General features: G+C 71.5%; 19 protein-coding genes. 7 read left to right on the forward strand and 12 right to left on the reverse strand.

Features of this window, described 5'->3' with window-relative positions:
- Window positions 1–211 (reverse strand): maleylpyruvate isomerase N-terminal domain-containing protein (locus tag AB0G02_RS15325; protein WP_360794089.1); only part of this gene is annotated, 211 nt, incomplete at its 3' end.
- Window positions 212–273: 62 nt separating this feature from the next.
- Here AB0G02_RS15325 and AB0G02_RS15330 point away from each other — a divergent pair.
- Window positions 274–801: an ABATE domain-containing protein gene (locus tag AB0G02_RS15330; protein WP_360794091.1), complete on the forward strand. Its 528-nt coding sequence runs from the start codon at window positions 274–276 to the stop codon at window positions 799–801.
- A gap of 79 nt (window positions 802–880) precedes the next feature.
- Here the strand turns inward: AB0G02_RS15330 and AB0G02_RS15335 are convergent, their stop codons facing one another.
- The 5 genes from AB0G02_RS15335 to AB0G02_RS15355 form a co-directional block, all read right to left on the reverse strand.
- Window positions 881–1309, reverse strand: coding sequence for a CBS domain-containing protein (locus tag AB0G02_RS15335; protein ID WP_360794093.1), 429 nt, complete (start codon window positions 1307–1309; stop codon window positions 881–883).
- Window positions 1310–1762: 453 nt separating this feature from the next.
- Window positions 1763–1954, reverse strand: coding sequence for a hypothetical protein (locus AB0G02_RS15340; RefSeq protein ID WP_360794095.1), 192 nt, complete (start codon window positions 1952–1954; stop codon window positions 1763–1765).
- A gap of 31 nt (window positions 1955–1985) precedes the next feature.
- Window positions 1986–2138 carry a hypothetical protein gene (locus AB0G02_RS15345; protein ID WP_360794097.1) on the reverse strand — a complete coding sequence of 51 codons (153 nt, stop codon included), beginning with the start codon at window positions 2136–2138 and terminating at the stop codon, window positions 1986–1988.
- Between the two features lie 204 nt (window positions 2139–2342).
- Entirely contained in the window at window positions 2343–3521 is a 1179-nt protein-coding gene (locus AB0G02_RS15350; protein ID WP_360794099.1) for an MFS transporter, read from the reverse strand.
- 68 nt (window positions 3522–3589) lie between these two features.
- Window positions 3590–4288, reverse strand: a complete 699-nt coding sequence (locus AB0G02_RS15355; protein WP_360794101.1) for an EcsC family protein — start codon at window positions 4286–4288, stop codon at window positions 3590–3592.
- Between the two features lie 48 nt (window positions 4289–4336).
- Between AB0G02_RS15355 and AB0G02_RS15360 the strand changes: the two genes are divergently transcribed.
- A complete protein-coding gene (locus AB0G02_RS15360; RefSeq protein WP_360794103.1) occupies window positions 4337–5416 on the forward strand; it encodes a Vms1/Ankzf1 family peptidyl-tRNA hydrolase in 1080 nt (359 codons plus the stop codon).
- 85 nt (window positions 5417–5501) lie between these two features.
- Here the strand turns inward: AB0G02_RS15360 and AB0G02_RS15365 are convergent, their stop codons facing one another.
- The 4 genes from AB0G02_RS15365 to AB0G02_RS15380 form a co-directional block, all read right to left on the reverse strand.
- A complete protein-coding gene (locus AB0G02_RS15365; RefSeq protein WP_360794105.1) occupies window positions 5502–6350 on the reverse strand; it encodes an amino acid ABC transporter permease in 849 nt (282 codons plus the stop codon).
- Complete coding sequence (locus AB0G02_RS15370) at window positions 6347–7021, reverse strand: amino acid ABC transporter permease (RefSeq protein WP_360794107.1); 675 nt, start codon at window positions 7019–7021, stop codon at window positions 6347–6349. The genes AB0G02_RS15365 and AB0G02_RS15370 overlap by 4 nt, the downstream gene beginning before the upstream one ends.
- Before the next feature lie 71 nt (window positions 7022–7092).
- Entirely contained in the window at window positions 7093–7980 is an 888-nt protein-coding gene (locus tag AB0G02_RS15375; protein ID WP_360794109.1) for a glutamate ABC transporter substrate-binding protein, read from the reverse strand.
- Window positions 7981–8042: 62 nt separating this feature from the next.
- Window positions 8043–8771, reverse strand: a complete 729-nt coding sequence (locus AB0G02_RS15380; protein ID WP_360794125.1) for an amino acid ABC transporter ATP-binding protein — start codon at window positions 8769–8771, stop codon at window positions 8043–8045.
- Window positions 8772–8933: 162 nt separating this feature from the next.
- Between AB0G02_RS15380 and AB0G02_RS15385 the strand changes: the two genes are divergently transcribed.
- Both AB0G02_RS15385 and AB0G02_RS15390 read left to right on the forward strand, forming a co-directional pair.
- Window positions 8934–9605 (forward strand): response regulator transcription factor, encoded by a 672-nt coding sequence (locus AB0G02_RS15385; protein ID WP_360794111.1) that lies wholly within the window; start codon window positions 8934–8936, stop codon window positions 9603–9605.
- A complete protein-coding gene (locus tag AB0G02_RS15390) occupies window positions 9606–10985 on the forward strand; it encodes a HAMP domain-containing sensor histidine kinase (protein WP_360794113.1) in 1380 nt (459 codons plus the stop codon).
- Between the two features lie 50 nt (window positions 10986–11035).
- Here AB0G02_RS15390 and AB0G02_RS15395 read toward each other — a convergent pair whose 3' ends face one another.
- The gene (locus tag AB0G02_RS15395; protein ID WP_360794115.1) at window positions 11036–11965 is read right to left on the reverse strand and encodes a YncE family protein; all 930 of its coding nucleotides are present in this window, start codon (window positions 11963–11965) and stop codon (window positions 11036–11038) included.
- Between the two features lie 268 nt (window positions 11966–12233).
- On the reverse strand, window positions 12234–13181 hold the full coding sequence (locus AB0G02_RS15400; protein WP_360794117.1) for a TAXI family TRAP transporter solute-binding subunit: 948 nt from the start codon (window positions 13179–13181) through the stop codon (window positions 12234–12236).
- A gap of 57 nt (window positions 13182–13238) precedes the next feature.
- Between AB0G02_RS15400 and miaB the strand changes: the two genes are divergently transcribed.
- The 3 genes from miaB to AB0G02_RS15415 form a co-directional block, all read left to right on the forward strand.
- Window positions 13239–14705: a tRNA (N6-isopentenyl adenosine(37)-C2)-methylthiotransferase MiaB gene (gene miaB / locus AB0G02_RS15405; protein WP_360794119.1), complete on the forward strand. Its 1467-nt coding sequence runs from the start codon at window positions 13239–13241 to the stop codon at window positions 14703–14705.
- On the forward strand, window positions 14705–15178 hold the full coding sequence (locus AB0G02_RS15410; RefSeq protein ID WP_360794121.1) for a hypothetical protein: 474 nt from the start codon (window positions 14705–14707) through the stop codon (window positions 15176–15178). Before miaB ends, AB0G02_RS15410 begins: the two co-directional genes overlap by 1 nt.
- A 19-nt stretch (window positions 15179–15197) precedes the next feature.
- Window positions 15198–15774, forward strand: a 577-nt coding sequence (locus AB0G02_RS15415; protein ID WP_360794123.1) for a GNAT family N-acetyltransferase, incomplete at its 3' end; no start/stop codon positions are given.

Consider the following 15774-nt stretch of genomic DNA (forward strand, 5'->3'; position numbering starts at 1 on the left):
CGGGCCGCCCGCCGGGGTAGACCTCGACCTTCGTGCCCTCGTGCTCGGCCTGGCCCGCCAGGCCGACCGTGACGTTGGCCAGGTGGGACAGCACGTGGCCGCGCGTCCAGCCGGGCAGCGCCGAGGGCTGCCCCACCTGCTCGTCGGTGAGGTCCTCGATCGCGGCGGCCAGCCTGCGGTGGGCGTCCAGCGCCTGCTCCTGGATCGTCACGACTCCCCCTAATGGTCTGATTGGCCAAATCCGTTAGGAAACCTACCACTAGACTCGTCGGGGTGGCACTGGCGTTGGAGTTCGCGGGCACGGTCCGGCACGACGGGCACGGCGGGCTCGCGGACGACCTGGCCACGCCGGAGGGCTTCACGGCGTGGGCGGGGGCCGAGGCGGACGAGGCGCTGCGGCAGCGGGTGCTCGAACTCCGCTGGGCCGTGCGGTCGCTGTTCGCGCACGCCGCGCAGGCGGGTGAACGCATGGACACGCCGCACCTGATGGACGTCGACCGCGCGCTGGCGATCGTCAACGAGGCCGCCGAGCGCGTGCCCCGGACGGTGCGCCTGGAGTGGGACGACCAGCCCCGGCTGCGCTACGTCGACTCGGCCGACGCCGGTGACCGCCTGCTGGCGACGTTGGCGACGGCGGCGATCGAGTTCCTGGCGAGCGGCGAGCGGGCGGAACTGCGCGCCTGTCCCGCGCCCCGGTGCATCCGGTACTTCATCAAGGCCCACCCCCGGCAGGAGTGGTGCAAACCGTCGTGCGGCAACCGCGCCAGGGTCAGCCGGCACTACCACCGCGGCCGAGAGTGACGGACGGCGGCAGCCGCGCGAGCGCATAACGGACCACGACAGCCGCGCGAGCGCGTGGTGCGCCCGCGCGGCCGGTGGGCTAGCCCTGCGAGATGTACGCGGTCAGCTGGTCGTGGTCCTCTTCCAACTGGCTGATCCGGCTCTTCACCACGTCACCGATGCTGACGATGCCGACCAGCCGGTCACCGTCGACCACCGGCACGTGCCGGATGCGCTGCTCGGTCATCAGCACCGTGAGGCTGTCGACCGAGTCGCGCGGCGTGCAGGTGAACACCTCGCTCGTCATGATCTCCGACACCGACGCGCCCAGCAGCTCGGCGCCCCGGTCGTGCAGCCTGCGCACGACGTCGCGTTCGGAGACGATCCCGACGATCCCCTCGGACCCGAGCACGACCATCGCGCCCACGTTGTGCTCGGCCAGTGCGGCGACGAGATCCGCGACCGACGCTCTCGGTTCGACCGTGGCCACGGCCGACCCCTTGTTGCGCAACACGTCAGCGATCCTCATGGGCGCCTCCCGATCTCCGCCGGACCCGGTTGCTACCCAGTTCAGGCTAGTTCTCCCGAGCCGTGATCGGCAGGCCCCGCGCCCGATAGGAGCACGACCCGGTCGGCGGACCCACAGACCCGGCGCGGCCCGAGCACCTCCGGCCCGGTGATCCCCACCAGCACCGCGACCATTCGCAGGCACCGACCGACGCCCTCCGGACCCGACCGGTCATCACCCGCTCGGAGCAACGGCACCCCGGCCCACCAGCACGTCCTCCGCACTGACCCGGACCCGCCGCGACCGGGTCCTGCGAGCCGGTCGACGAGAGGGTGGAAGCGTTGTCCTACAAGGAAAGCGGTCGAGCAGGATCGAGGAGTCACTGCGGGCGGACCGCCCGACCGGCTCCGGGTTCACCAGGTGTGCGCTCAGCGCGCACCGGAGCTGGTCGAGCGGTCCGCCCGAGCGCGTCGCTCAGCCGCCGGTGCGCCGGAACACGCGCCGTCCGACGAACGTGTTCTGCTGCGGGCGGCCCGGGACCTTGTTCACGCCGTCGTTCTTGTCGGCGTGACCCCGGCGGGCGGCGCGGTTGAGCGGGGCAGCGGGCTGCTCCTGCTCGCCGGCATCGCCCTCGGGCGTGTCCTGCGGAGTGTCCTGAGTGGTCACATCTACCTCCTGGGTGTGGCGGAGTCGCTGGTCAGCGACGCCGCATGGCGTACTGGCGCGGGTTGACGGCAGCTCGGCCGCCGCCGAAGCGCGGCTGCACCGCACCGGACGAGCGGGTGCCGCGGCGTGCGGCGCGGTTGGTCGGCTGACCGTCGTGTGGCGGTTCGTTGCGCATGGTGGGCATGCGATCGCCTCCTCGATGTCGAGGCGTGCAAAAGGCTACGGCCCGTGATGGGACACGGTCGTGTGAAGAGCCGCTAAGGCCACCAGAAGAAGGGCGCGACACGGCCCGAGGCCGGTGCGGCGCTGGAGGAAGAAGTCCTCAGAGGTAGATCTGGAAGAACATGGTCATGACCCTAGCTTGCTTCCCGCCGCGACACCAACGGTTTTATCGGTGGGCGACTTCGCGCACCCGCTGGGACCACCGCACGGCGGGCGTCATGGCCAGCGCCGCGGCCACGAACAGCCCGCCCAGCACCAGCCACCCCACCGCTCCCCCGCCGAGCACCAGCGTGGTGAGCAGCAGCGGGCCGACGGTGCGCGCGACGGCCGGGCCCATGCCGTAGAACCCCTGGTACTGGCCCTGCTTGTCGGCGGGCGCGAGGTCGAAACCGATCTCCCACGAGCCCGCGCTGTGCAGCATCTCGCCCACCACCTGGACGCCCGCAGCCACGACGAGCACCGCCACCGCCACCCGGTCGGGCACACCCGCGGACAACGCGAACACCACGCACGACATGAGCAACAACACCCCACCGCGCCGCACGGACCGCACCGCCGTGCCCAGGTCGGTGACGCCGCGCGCCAGCCGCACCTGACCGACCACCACCGCGCCGGTGTTGAGGATGAAGAGCAGCCCGACCACCCACTTGGGCGCGGACGTCCGCTCGACGATCCAGAGCGGCACGACCAGGCTCAGCATCGGCATGTAGAGCAGCACGACCGAGTTCAGCAGCGCCACCAGCGCGTACGGCCGGTCGCGCAGCACGCCCAACCGTGCCGTCCGGGCCACGGGCGCGACCTCGGGCACCCGTCCCAGCACCGCCGCCGCGACCAGGAACCCGGCCGCGTCCAGCGCGAACACCGCCAGGTACGCCGCCTCGGTGTCCACCTGCAACGCCACCCCGCCCAGCCCCGCGCCCACGGCCAACCCGCCGTTGAGCACCGACTGGAGCACCGCCCGCACCCTCGTCCGCCGCGCGGGCTCCACCAGACCGGCCAGCAACGCCTGCCGCGTGGCCACCAACCCGGACTGGCCGCAGGTGTAGACGCACGCGGCGGCCACGAACGCCCAGAACGAGCGGACCACCAGGAACGACGCCAGCGCCCCCGCCGTCACCACGGCCAACCCGACCGCGACCCGCCGCAGCCCGACCCGGTCCGCGAGGTGCCCCAACCCGACCCCGGCCACCGCTCCGACGGCCCACGCCACCGTCAGGGCGACACCCACCTGAGTGGCCGACAGGCCGACGACCCGGGTGAAGTAGAGCGCGGAGCACACGTAGAACGCCCCGTCACCCACCGAGTTGGCCAGCTGGGCGACCGCCAGCACCTTCGTCGTCCCCATGGGGGTCGACGCTACGGGCCCGATTGGCCCACCCTAAGGGCCAAGCACGACGCCTTTCGTTGGGCCAATCAGTCCTGGACGTCGACGACCTCGCCGTCGATCACCACGCCGTCGATGATCGCGGGCGGCTCGTCGCGCTCGGTGAAGAAGCGGGCCGCGAAGGCGCCCACCGCGCGGGTCGTCACGGCGTCGAACGTCCCGCCGATCACCCCGCCCACCAGCGGCACGCCCTTGGCCAGCGTGAGGGTCGCCTTGGACGTGCCGTACTTGGCCAGCAGCGTGAAGCCGACCCGCTTGTTGACCTCGCGGATGAGCTGCGCGGGGATGCGCTCGATCAGGTTCATGGTCAGCTTGGAGCCGACCTTGATGCCCGCCTTCTTCAGCAGCTCGGTCCCCGCGTTGCCCAGCAGGCACACCAGGATCGCGGTCTGCACCTCGTCGCTCTTCAGGTCGTACCCGTGCACCGCGGCGATCGACGCGATCAGGTGCGTCTGCACCAGGTAGGAGGCGGTCAGGTTCGCGGGCAGGGTGACCGGCAGCGTGATCAGGCCCCCGACGTTGGTGGCGAAGCCCTGCACACCCGCCGCCGCCACGTGCGTCCGGATCAGGTGCTTGATCGCCTCTTCGGGCTCCAGGCCCTTCTCCAACGCCTCCCCGGCCATCTGCTGCGCGCTCTTGAACGGCCCGAACCCGTTGATGCCCACCCTCAGCAGGTGGTCGACGGCGTTCTGCTGCACCTTGGTGATCGCACCCGGTTCGTCCACCATGCCCCCGAGGTTACGCGGCGCGCGAGCGGGTAAACGAGGCCAATGGACATGTCTTCGTTGGGAGAGCTCGTCAGGGAACGCGGTCCGTTCGCGTCGGTGTACCTGGACGCCTCGCACAACACCGAGGACGCGGCCAAGGCCATGGAGCTGCGCTGGCGCGGGGTGCGCGAGGAGCTGGCCCGGCAGGGCGCGGACGAGGCCACGCTGGAGGTGTTGGCGGGACCGGCGATGACGCCGGTGGTCGGCAGGGCGGGCCGGGCGCTCATCGCGGCACGCGGCAGGCTGCTGCTCGACCGGGTGCTGCCCCGCCCTCCGGCCACCGACACCGTGCGCTGGTCCGAGCTGCCGCACCTGCTGCCGCTGGCGTCGTCGTTGCAGTCGGACGTGCCGCACGTGGTCGTGCTGGCCGACAAGGTCGGCGCGGACCTGCACGGGTACGACGGCCAGGGTGAGGTGTCGGCCGAGGTCCGGGGCGAGGAGCACCCGGTGCACAAGGTGCGCGGCGGCGGGTGGTCGCACCTGCGGATGCAGCACTCGGCGGAGGAGAACGCCAAGCGCAACGCCGCCCGGATCGCGGAGGAGGTCGACAAGCTGGTCACCCGGCTCAAGGCCCGGCTGCTGATCCTCGGTGGCGAGGTGCAGGCGCGCGCCGGCGTGAAGGAGGAGCTGAGCACGCGGTGCCGCGACGTGATGCTGGAGGTCGAGGGCGCGAGCCTGGCCGACGGCTCCGACGACGAGGCGTTCGACGACGCCGTGCGGGCGCTCGTGACGCAGTACCAGGCCGACCTGGACAACGACGTGGTCGAGGAGTTCACCGCCGAGGCCAACCGCTCGGGCGGACGGGCGGTGCAGGGCCTGGAGCCGGTGGTGGAGGCGCTGCGCGAGGCCAACGTGGCCGCGCTGCTGGTGGCCGACCCGTCACTGGGCGACCGCACGGTGTGGTCCGGCGAGGACCCGGCCCAGGTGGCGCTGCGCGAGGCGGAGCTGCGGGGGCTGGGCATCGAGCACCCCGGCGAGCGCCGGGCTGACGAGGCCCTGGCCATCGCCGCCGCCGCGACCGGCGCGCAGGTGCTCGTCACCGACAACGCCTCGCTGTTCGAGGGCGTGGGCGCGCTGCTGCGCTACTAGCACGTCGTCACCGGGGTTCTCCGCCGTGCTCGCGCGCGGCGGAGAACCCCTGGTCGAGCACCGGTCGACGAGCCGACGGGAACGGTCAGACCGCCGCGGCGACGACGTCCTCGGCCGGCTTCTTCTCCAGCTCCAGCACCTTCTTGTCGCGCCGGTTGCGCTTCTCCAGGTACGTGGCGAGCCCGGTCAGCAGCAGGCACATGGTGATGTACATCGCCGCCACCACGAGCGTGACCGGCACCAGCGGACGGCCGAACTCGAAGATGCTGCCCACGTAGCGCGCGTACCGCAGCAGCTCCTCGTAGGTGATGAGGAACCCGAGCGCGGTGTCCTTGAGCAGCACGACGAGCTGGCTGATGATCGCCGGCAGCATCGCCCGCACCGCCTGCGGCAGCAGCACGTAGGTCATCACCTGGGTCTTGCGCATGCCCACCGCGTAGGCCGCCTCGCGCTGCCCGCGCGGCAGCGACAGCACGCCCGCGCGGAACACCTCGGCCAGCACCGAGCCGTTGTAGAGCGTGAGGCCGAGCACCACCGAGTAGAACGGCGCACCCAGCGACAGGCCGTAGTGGAACACGAAGATCAGCACGACCAGCGGCACCGCGCGGAACAGCTCGACGACGAAGACCGAGGGCACCCGGACGACCTTGTGGTCGGACAGCTGACCGGCGGCGAACACCGCGCCGAAGAGCAGCGCCAGCACCGCGCCCGCGGCGAACGCCTTGAGCGTGTTGCCCAGCGCCGCGAGCAGGTCGAGCTGCACCTTCTCGTACTGGAGCCAGGTCCACTTGGCCGCGTTGAACTGGCCGCTCTCGTTGAACCGGTACACCACGAAGCCGATCACGGCGACCACCACGACGATGCCGATGACCGCGTAGAGGCGGTGCCGCAGCCGGGCGCGCGGCCCGGGGACGTCGAACAGGACCGAGCTCATCGGGCGACGCTCCACCGCTTCTCGAGGCTGCGCTGCAGCAGGGTCATGGGGATCACGAGCAGCACGAAGAACAGCGCGACCCACAGCAGGCCGATCAGCTGGCTCTCGCCGCGCTCGGACAGGTTGAGGCTGATGGAGCCCGCCTGGAAGACCGAGAAGCCCGCCGCGATGGTGCTGTTCTTCAGCAGCGCGATCATCGTGCTCATCATCGGCGGCACGACCGCGCGGGTGGCCTGCGGCAGCACCACGGAGCCGAGCATCTGGCCGAACGTCAGGCCGAGCGCGCGGGACGCCTCCGCCTGTCCGACGGGGACGGTGTTGATGCCCGCCCGCACGACCTCGCACACGAACGCCGCCGTGTAGAGGGTCAGCGAGGTGATGGCCGCGTTGAAGTAGAAGGCCGACGCGGAGCCGCCGAACGTGTCCGTGTCGATGATCTTGAGCAGCGGGAACGCGAAGGCGAAGAAGAAGAACACCAGGGTGAGCGGGGTGTTGCGGACGATCGTCACGTAGGCGGTGCCCATGGCTCGCATCACGGGGACCGGCGCGACCCGCAGCATCGCCAGGACCGTCCCCAACACCAGCGACCCGACCGCGGAGATCAGGAACAGCTCAACGGTGTTGAGGAACCCTGGCCCGTACAGGTCGAGGTTGTCGAGCAGGACGTCCATCGGCTTCCTCGGCTAGGTGGGTGTGGTGCGGCCGGCCGCCGGAGGAACCGACGACCGGCCGCGAGAGGTGATCAGTAGCGGTCGAGCGTGGGCTTCTCGGCCGTGGAGTTGGACTTGCCCAGGGTGCTGTCGTAGGCCTTCTGCCAGGCGTCGCCGTCCAGGGCGGCCTGCAGGATGTCGTTGACCTTGTCGCGCAGCGCCTTGTCGTCCTTGGGCAGGCCGATGCCGTAGGGCTCCTTCGAGAACGGCTTGCCGATGACCTTCAGCGTGTCGGGCGACTGCGAGGCGTAGCCCTTGAGGATCGCGTCGTCGGTGGTGACGGCGTCGACGGCGCCCTGCTCCAGCTGCTCGACGCACTGCGAGTAGTTCTGCAGCTCGACGATGTTCTCCGGCTCGGTCAGGTTCTCGCTCTTGACCTTCTGGATCGGCGTGGAGCCGGTCACCGAGCAGACCTTCTTGCCCTTGAGCGTGTCCTTGCCGGTGATCGAGCTGTCGCTCTTCTTCACCAGCAGGTCCTGGCCGGCGGTGAAGTACGGGCCGGCGAACGCCACCTGCTCCTTGCGCTTGGCGTTGATCGTGTACGTGCCGACGTAGTAGTCCACGTCACCGTTGATCAGCGCCTGCTCACGACCCGCCGACGGGATCGCCTTGTAGTCGATCTTGTCGTCGCCGAAGCCGAGCTGGGCGGCGACGAGCTTCGCGATCTCGATGTCGAAGCCGTTGAACTTGCCGCTGGTCGGGTCCTTGTAACCCAGGCCCGGCTGGTCCTCCTTGACGCCGATGACGACCCGGCCGCGGGACTTCATCTTGTCGAACGTCGCCGAGCCGTCGACCTTGACGTCGCTGACGGCGGTCTGCGCGGGGGCCGAGCCGGTGTCGCCGGGGCCACCCTCCTTGCCGCACGCGGTCAGGGCGAGGCCGCCGGCCAGCAGCACCACCGCAAGGGTGCGAACCCTCATCGTCGTTCTCCTGCTCTTGTTCGGTAGAGCGGCGCCAGGCTCAGCGCCGCGGTCGTGGGACTTCAGTGGGTCAGGATCTTGCCAAGGAAGTCCTTCGCGCGGTTGGACTTCGGCGCGGAGAAGAACGCCTCCGGCGTCGAGTCCTCGACGACCTCGCCATCGGACATGAAGATCACTCGGTCCGCGGCCTTGCGGGCGAAGCCCATCTCGTGGGTGACCACGAGCATGGTCATGCCCTCCTTGGCCAGCGTCGTCATCACGTCCAGCACCTCCTGGACCATCTCGGGGTCCAGCGCGGAGGTGGGCTCGTCGAACAGCATCACCTTGGGGCGCATCGCCAGCGCGCGGGCGATCGCCGCGCGCTGCTGCTGCCCGCCCGAGAGCTGGGCGGGGTACTTCTCCGCCTGGTTCGCGATGCCGACCCGCTCCAGCAGCTCCATGGCCGTCTTGCGGGCCTCGGCCGCCGGCGTCTTGCGGACCTTCACCGGCGCGAGCATCACGTTGTCGACGATGCTCTTGTGGGCGAACAGGTTGAACGACTGGAACACCATGCCGACGTCGGCGCGCAGCCGGGCCAGGTCCTTGCCCTCGGCGGGCAGCGGCTGGCCGTCCACCTCGATGACGCCGGACTCGATCGGCTCCAGCCGGTTGATCGTGCGGCACAGCGTGGACTTGCCCGAGCCGGACGGCCCGAGCACCACGACGACCTGCCCCTTCGGGACCTCCAGGTTGACGTCCTTGAGGACGTGCAGAGGTCCGAAGAACTTGTCCACGCCCGCCATCCGGATCATCGGCGGAGCAGGAGTGGCGGCGGTCATCAGTCCTCCAGTAGGGGGTTCCTGAGCGATGGCGGAAACCTAGGTGTGCATCACCACACCAGTCCAGGCGGTTGAGCAAGACTTAGGGTCTCAACTCTGTCACAGGGTGGCGACACTTATCGGGGAGGCTCCACGGTGCGGGTGCTGTTGGTCGAGGACGACGACCGGGTGGCGGAAGCGCTGGTACCGGCGCTGACCCGGCGGGGATTCACCGTGGACCGGCAGGCCACCGGTCGGGGGACGCTCGATCGGCTGGCCGGGGTCGACGTGGTGCTGCTCGACCTGGGCCTGCCCGATGTGGACGGTGTCACGCTCTGCCGTCACATCCGAGCGGCGAGTGACGTCGCGATCATCGTCGTCTCGGCCCGCGGTGAGATCGACGACCGGATCCTGGGCCTGCACGCCGGCGCGGACGACTACCTGGTCAAGCCCTACGACGTGGGCGAGCTGGTGGCCCGGGTGCACGCGGTGCGGCGCCGGCGGGGCGACCCGGTCGGCGTCGGCGGCACCGGCACGGAGGTGTTCGAGGTGGCCGACGTGCGGGTCGACCTGGCCCGGCACGAGGTCACCGTGGCGGGTGAACCCGTCGCGTTGTCGCGCAAGGAGTTCCAGGTGCTGGCCCTGGTGGTGGCGGCGGGTGGCGCGGTGTGCACCCGGGAGCGCATCCTGGCCGAGGTGTGGGGACGCACCTGGGCGGGGGCCAACCGGACCCTGGACGTGCACGTGGCGACGCTGCGGACCAAGCTCGGGCGTCCCTCGTTGTTGGAGACGGTGCGCGGGGTCGGGTACCGGTTGAGCGGGGGCTGAGTGCGGTCGCGACTGCTGGGGATCGTGTTGGCGCTGGTCGTGCTGGTGCTGCTGGGCATGGGCGTGCCGCTGGGCCGCGGCGTGGCCCAGACCCAGCAGCAGCAGATGTTCCTGGACCGGCTCACGGACACCACGCGGTTCGCGTCCGTGGCGCAGCGGCCGTTCATCGACGACCAGCCGGAGGTGCTCGACGCCGAGCTGCGCCGCTACCACGAGCTGTACGGCATCCGGGTGGCGTTGCTCGGCATGGAGGGGCAGGTGGTGGCCTCGGCGCCGGACGACGTGGACGTGTCGTCGCCCGAGGTGTCCGACCTGGTCAGCGGCGCGCTGGCCGGTCGTCAGCCGGTCGCGCCGGAGCTGGTCATGCCGTGGGAGTCGACCGAGCTGGTGCTGGCCGAGCCGGTGCTGGAGGCGGGCGAGGTCCGGGGCGCGGTGGTGACGTTCTCGCCCACGTCGAAGACGCGGGCCGAGGTGCTGCTGTGGTGGTCGGTGCTGCTCGCGTCGAGCCTGCTGGTGCTCGCGGTCGGCGTGTTCGCGGCGTTGCCGCTGGTCCGGTGGACGCTGCGGCCCGTGCGCCGGCTGGACGACGCGACCGGGCGGCTGCTCGGCGCGGTGGTGGCCGGGCAGCCGGTGGAGCCGGTCGGCAGTTCCGACGGGCCGCCGGAGCTGCGGCAGCTGTCGCGGTCGTTCGACCAGATGGCGGCCAACGTGAGCGACGTGCTGGCGGCTCAGCGGGCGTTCGTCGCGGACGCCTCGCACCAGCTGCGCAACCCGCTGACCGCGCTGAAGCTGCGTCTGTCCAACCTGGAGGGACAGGTGGTGGGCGAGGGCGTCGCGCACCAGGTGGCGGCGCTGGAGGAGGCCGACCGGCTCAACCGGATCCTGGACGAGCTGCTGTCCATGGCGCGGGCGGGCGCACCGTCGGTCGACCCCGTGCCGGTGGACGTGGACCGCGCGGTGGCCGGTCGCCTGTCGGCCTGGCAACCGGCCGCCGCGGCCCGTGACGTGCACCTCGTGCTGGACGGCGAGCCCGGCGGCACGGCGCTCGTGCCGCCGCGCGGTGTGGAGACCGTGCTCGACGCGCTGCTGGACAACGCGCTCAAGTTCACCTCCGACGGCACGCTGGTGCGCGTCGACGTGCGCAGGCGGGACGGCGTGGTGCGGTTGTCGGTGCAGGACGAGGGGCCCGGCCTCGCGCCGGAGGAGCTGGAACGGGCCACCGACCGGTTCTGGCGCAGCCCGGCGCACCAGAACGTGCAGGGCTCGGGCCTGGGGCTCGCGCTGGTGCGGCAGATCGTGGAGCGCGTGGACGGCTCCGTCCGGCTGGAGTCGCCGGAGGGAGCCGGCCTGCGGGTGACGGTCGAGTTCCCCGCCGTGTGAGCCGTGCTCCCGGTGGGCCGCGCTCCCGGTGGGCCGCGCGGCTGACCGGGTCACGAGGTGACGGCCACGCCCTCGGGCCTCTTGCCCACGCCGAACGGACCGGCGAGCTCCCCGTTCTTCGCGTCGATCACCGACACGGTGCCCGCCCCCGTGTTCGTGATGTAGACGAAGCTGTCGTCGGGAGCCGCCCCGGAGCCCTCCGGCATCCGACCGACCTTCACGACCTCGACGGGTTTGCCGGTCGGCCCCAGGACGCTGACCGTGTCCGAACCGGTGTTGGCGACGTGCACCCGACCGCCCGGGGTGACCGAGACGCCGAGGGGCGCGTCACCCACCTTGGTGGTGTTCGCGGGGCTGTTGTTGCCGGTCTCGATGACGGTGACCGTGTCGCTGCCCGTGTTGGCCACGTACAGGCGCGCGCCGTCGGCGCTGATGGCGATCCCGGACGGGAAGATGCCGACCGGGATGGTGGCGACGGCCGTCTGCGAGCCGGTGTCGATGACCGTGACGCTGTCGCCGCCGTTGTTGGTCACGTAGACCCGCGAGCCGTCGGGGGCGGCCACCGCGCTGTGCGGGAACCGGCCGACCGGGATCGTCTTGACCGGCGCGTTCGTCGCCGCGTCGATCACCGTGACGGTCCCGGAGCCGAAGTTGGTGACGTAGGCGTGGGTGGGGGTGACCGCGACGCCGAAGGGGTTGGCGCCCACCGGCACGGTCGCCACGACCACGTGGGTGCGGGTGTCGATCACGGACACGGTGTTCGACGACTCGTTGGTGACGTAGACGCGGTGGCCGGACGGGTGCGCGCCGACCCCGGTGGGGTAGTCGCCCACCGGGACGGTGGCCGTCACCTTGCCCAGGCGCGTGTCGTACACGGTGACGTTGTCGGAGCCGCTGTTGGCGACGAACACCTGCACCCGGGTGGGCCACCTGGGTGACGCGTCGAAGCCGGTGGCGGCGAGCAAGGCGAGCAGCACCACGGTGACACCCGCACGGGTGTACCGGCGCGATGGGGTGGTGGGCGAAAGAGGTAGGTGGGATCGAGTATTACCCGGCTGGACGGACATGAGCTCCCCGTAGCGGTTCTCTGGATCCGGCGCGGACTCGGCGGTCCGCATCTGCCGTCACGCTAACGGCCCAACGTCCGACAGCGCCGCGTGAGCGGACGGTTGTCCCCCGGTTCAGCCCCGCGCCAAGCGGGGGTTGTCCACCGTGCGGCTGATCCGGCCGCCGGACCGTGACAGACCGCTAGACCTTCACGTCGCGGTAGTAACGCATCGCGCCCGGGTGCAGCTCGATCGGAGTGGTTTCGATCGCGGACCGCACCTCGATCGACCGGGCCACCGGACTCGCCGCGACCAGGGCCGGCTGCGCCTGGAACAGGCCCCTGACCAGCGCTTCCGCCACGTCGTCCGACATGGTGTCGTTCACCAGGAGGAAGTTGCGCACCACCAGGGTGACGACCGGCCCGCCTTCGAGCTGGTAGGCCGACGCGGGCAGGGTCGCCGAGCCGTACACCGGGTAGAGCTGGCGCAGCTTCGGCAGCACGTCGCCCAGGTCGAGCATCCGCAGCTTCACCGTCGACGCCAGCGCGGTGACCGCCCCGGTCGGCACGCCGCCGGACCAGAAGAACGCGTCCAGCCGGTCCTCGCGCATGGCGTCGGCGCTGGCCTGGAGGCCCAGGTACTGCACCTGGAGGTCGGTCTCCGGCGCGATCTCGGCCACCTGGAGCAGCCGCTCCGCGATCAGCCGCACGCCGGAGTCGACCGCCCCCACGCTCACGCGCAGGCCCTTCAGGTCCGCGACCCGCTGCACCGGCAGGTCGTTGCGCACGATCAGCTGGAGGTAGTCGTCGTGCATCCGGGCCAGCGCGTACAGCTTGTGCCCCTGGTCGCCCTGCTGCTTCTTCTCGGCCGCGTCGGCCGCCGAGAACCCGACCTGCGCCTGGTTGGTCCGCAGCCGGTCGAGGTTGTCCACCGAGCCCGCCGTGGTCGCCACCTGCGGGTGGGGGATGCCCGGGTCGCGGGTCCACGCGTCGGCCAGCGCCGTGCTCAGGTCGTGGTAGACCCCGCCGGAGCTGCCGGCCGCCATGGTGAGCTTGACCTGGTCGAAGTCGTCGCCGCACGCGGTCAACGACAGGGTGGCCAGGGCCAATGCGGCCCCGACCGCGTGCAACCGCAGCAGCGTTCCCGACACCTGCGCATCGTCGCACGTCCACGCTCTACGCTGGACCCGACGGAAGGACTAGGTGCAGTGACTCGCAGTTACCAGATCCGCACGTTCGGCTGCCAGATGAACGTGCACGACTCCGAGCGCCTGGCCGGCATGTTGGAGGACGCGGGCTACACGCCCGCCGAGGGCGACGTCACGCCGGACGTGGTGGTGTTCAACACCTGCGCCGTGCGCGAGAACGCCGACAACAAGCTCTACGGCACGCTCGGTCACCTGGCGCCCGCCAAGTCCGCCAACCCCGACATGCAGATCGCCGTCGGCGGCTGCCTCGCGCAGAAGGACCAGGGCGAGATCGTCAAGCGCGCGCCGTGGGTGGACGTGGTCTTCGGCACGCACAACATCGGCTCGCTGCCGGTGCTGCTCGAACGCGCCCGGCACAACCGCGAGGCCCAGGTCGAGATCCTGGACTCGCTGGAGACCTTCCCCTCGACGCTGCCCGCGCGCCGCGACTCGGCCTACTCGGGCTGGGTGTCGGTGTCCGTCGGCTGCAACAACACGTGCACCTTCTGCATCGTCCCGTCGCTGCGCGGCAAGGAGAAGGACCGCCGTCCCGGCGAGGTGCTCGCGGAGGTGCAGGCGCTGGTCGACGAGGGCGTGCTGGAGGTGACGCTGCTCGGGCAGAACGTCAACTCCTACGGCGTCGAGTTCGGCGACCGGTACGCGTTCGGCAAGCTGCTGCGCGCCACCGGCGGGATCGAGGGCCTGGAGCGGGTCCGGTTCACCTCGCCGCACCCCAAGGACTTCACCGACGACGTCATCGCCGCGATGGCCGAGACGCCCGCGGTGTGCCACTCGCTGCACATGCCGCTGCAGTCGGGCTCGGACCGCGTGCTCAAGGAGATGCGCCGCTCGTACCGGACCGCGAAGTACCTGTCCATCCTGGACGACGTGCGCGCGGCCATGCCGGACGCGGCCATCACCACCGACATCATCGTCGGCTTCCCCGGTGAGACCGAGGAGGACTTCCAGGCCACCCTGGACGTCGTCCGCGAGGCCCGCTTCTCCTCCGCGTTCACCTTCCAGTACTCCAAGCGGCCCGGCACGCCCGCCGCCGACCTGCCCGACCAGCTGCCCAAGCAGGTCGTGCAGGAGCGGTACGACCGGCTGGTCACGCTGGTCAACGAGGTGGCGCACGAGCTGAACCGGGAGCAGGTGGGCCGCCGGGTGGAGCTGCTGGTGGCCTCCGGCGAGGGCCGCAAGGACGCCGAGACGCACCGGATGACCGGTCGTGCGCGGGACGGCCGCCTGGTGCACTTCACGCCCGGCGACGCGCGGGTGCGACCCGGTGACGTGGTGGAGACCGTGGTGACCTACGGCGCACCGCACAACCTCATCGCGGACGGCCCGCTGCTGTCGCACCGCCGCACCAAGGCCGGTGACCGGTCCGAGGCCGGCCTGAAGCCGAAGACGCCGGGCGTCACGCTGGGCCTGCCGTCGTTCGGCAAGCCCGCTCCCCTGCCCGCGGCCGTCGGCGGGTGCGCGGTCTGATGAGCGAGGACGGCGAGGACCTGGCCCGGCTCCGCGAGGAGATCGACGGCGTGGGCCGTTCGGCGGCCAGGCGCTTCGACCCGGGCGCGGGCGCGTTGACGATCGCGGTCGCCGCGCTGGCCGTCCTGGTGTCGCTGGTGCTGCCCTGGGTGGGCGGGGTGCAGGGCCTGAACGTGCTGTTCAGCGAGGGCGTCGGGTTGCCCCGGGTGTTCGCCTGGGCGGCGGTGGCCGTGGGCGTGCTGCTGCCCGCGGTGACGCTGTCGGTGCGCCGGTGGGCGTTGGCGTGGGTGTGCGCGCTGGCGTCGTTCGCCGCCTCGGTGGCGGGCGTGCTGTCGATCTGGACCACGCAGACCTCGACCGGTCACCACCCCGGTCCCGGGCCGGGCTTCGGCCTGGTCCTGGCGGTGGTGGCGGTGGTCGTGCTGCTGGTGAAGTGGCTGAGGCTGGCCGCGTCCCGGCCGCCGATGCAGTGACCTCAGGGGTGTCCGACACGTGTCCGACCACGGGGAGCTGCGCACCGAGCGGCTGACGCTGCGCCGCCCCGTGCCGTCCGACGTGGCCGCGGTGCACGCGATCCACCGCGACCCGGCGGCCCACGCGCACAACCCGTCCGACGCGGTGGACACCTCCGACGAGGCCGCCCACCTGCTGGAGCGGTGGCTCACGCACTGGCGCTGCTACGGCTTCGGCTACTGGGTGGTGCGCCTGCACGGCGCGGAGCCGGCGCTGGGGTTCTGCGGGGTGAAGTTCACCGAGATCGACGACCGGCGCGCGCTCAACCTGTTCTACCGGTTCGGCCCGGCCTCGTGGGGCCGGGGCGTCGCGACCGAGGCGGCGCGCGCGGTCGTGCGGTGGGCGCGCGCGTACCTGCCCGAGTTCCCCGTCGTGGCCCGCGTCCGACCGGCCAACACCGCCTCGCAGCGGGTGGCGGTCAAGGCGGGCCTGGCCCGTGCCGAACGCCTCGACCGGGACGGCGAGGACCCCCGCGTCGAGCCGCTCCACCACCGTCAGGCGGGCGAGCAGCCCGGCCGGCTCCCCGTCCAGCCTGCCCCGGTCCGCGGCCTTGGCC

The sequence above is a fragment of the Actinosynnema sp. NPDC023658 genome, from assembly GCF_040639995.1.
Lineage (GTDB): Bacteria > Actinomycetota > Actinomycetes > Mycobacteriales > Pseudonocardiaceae > Actinosynnema.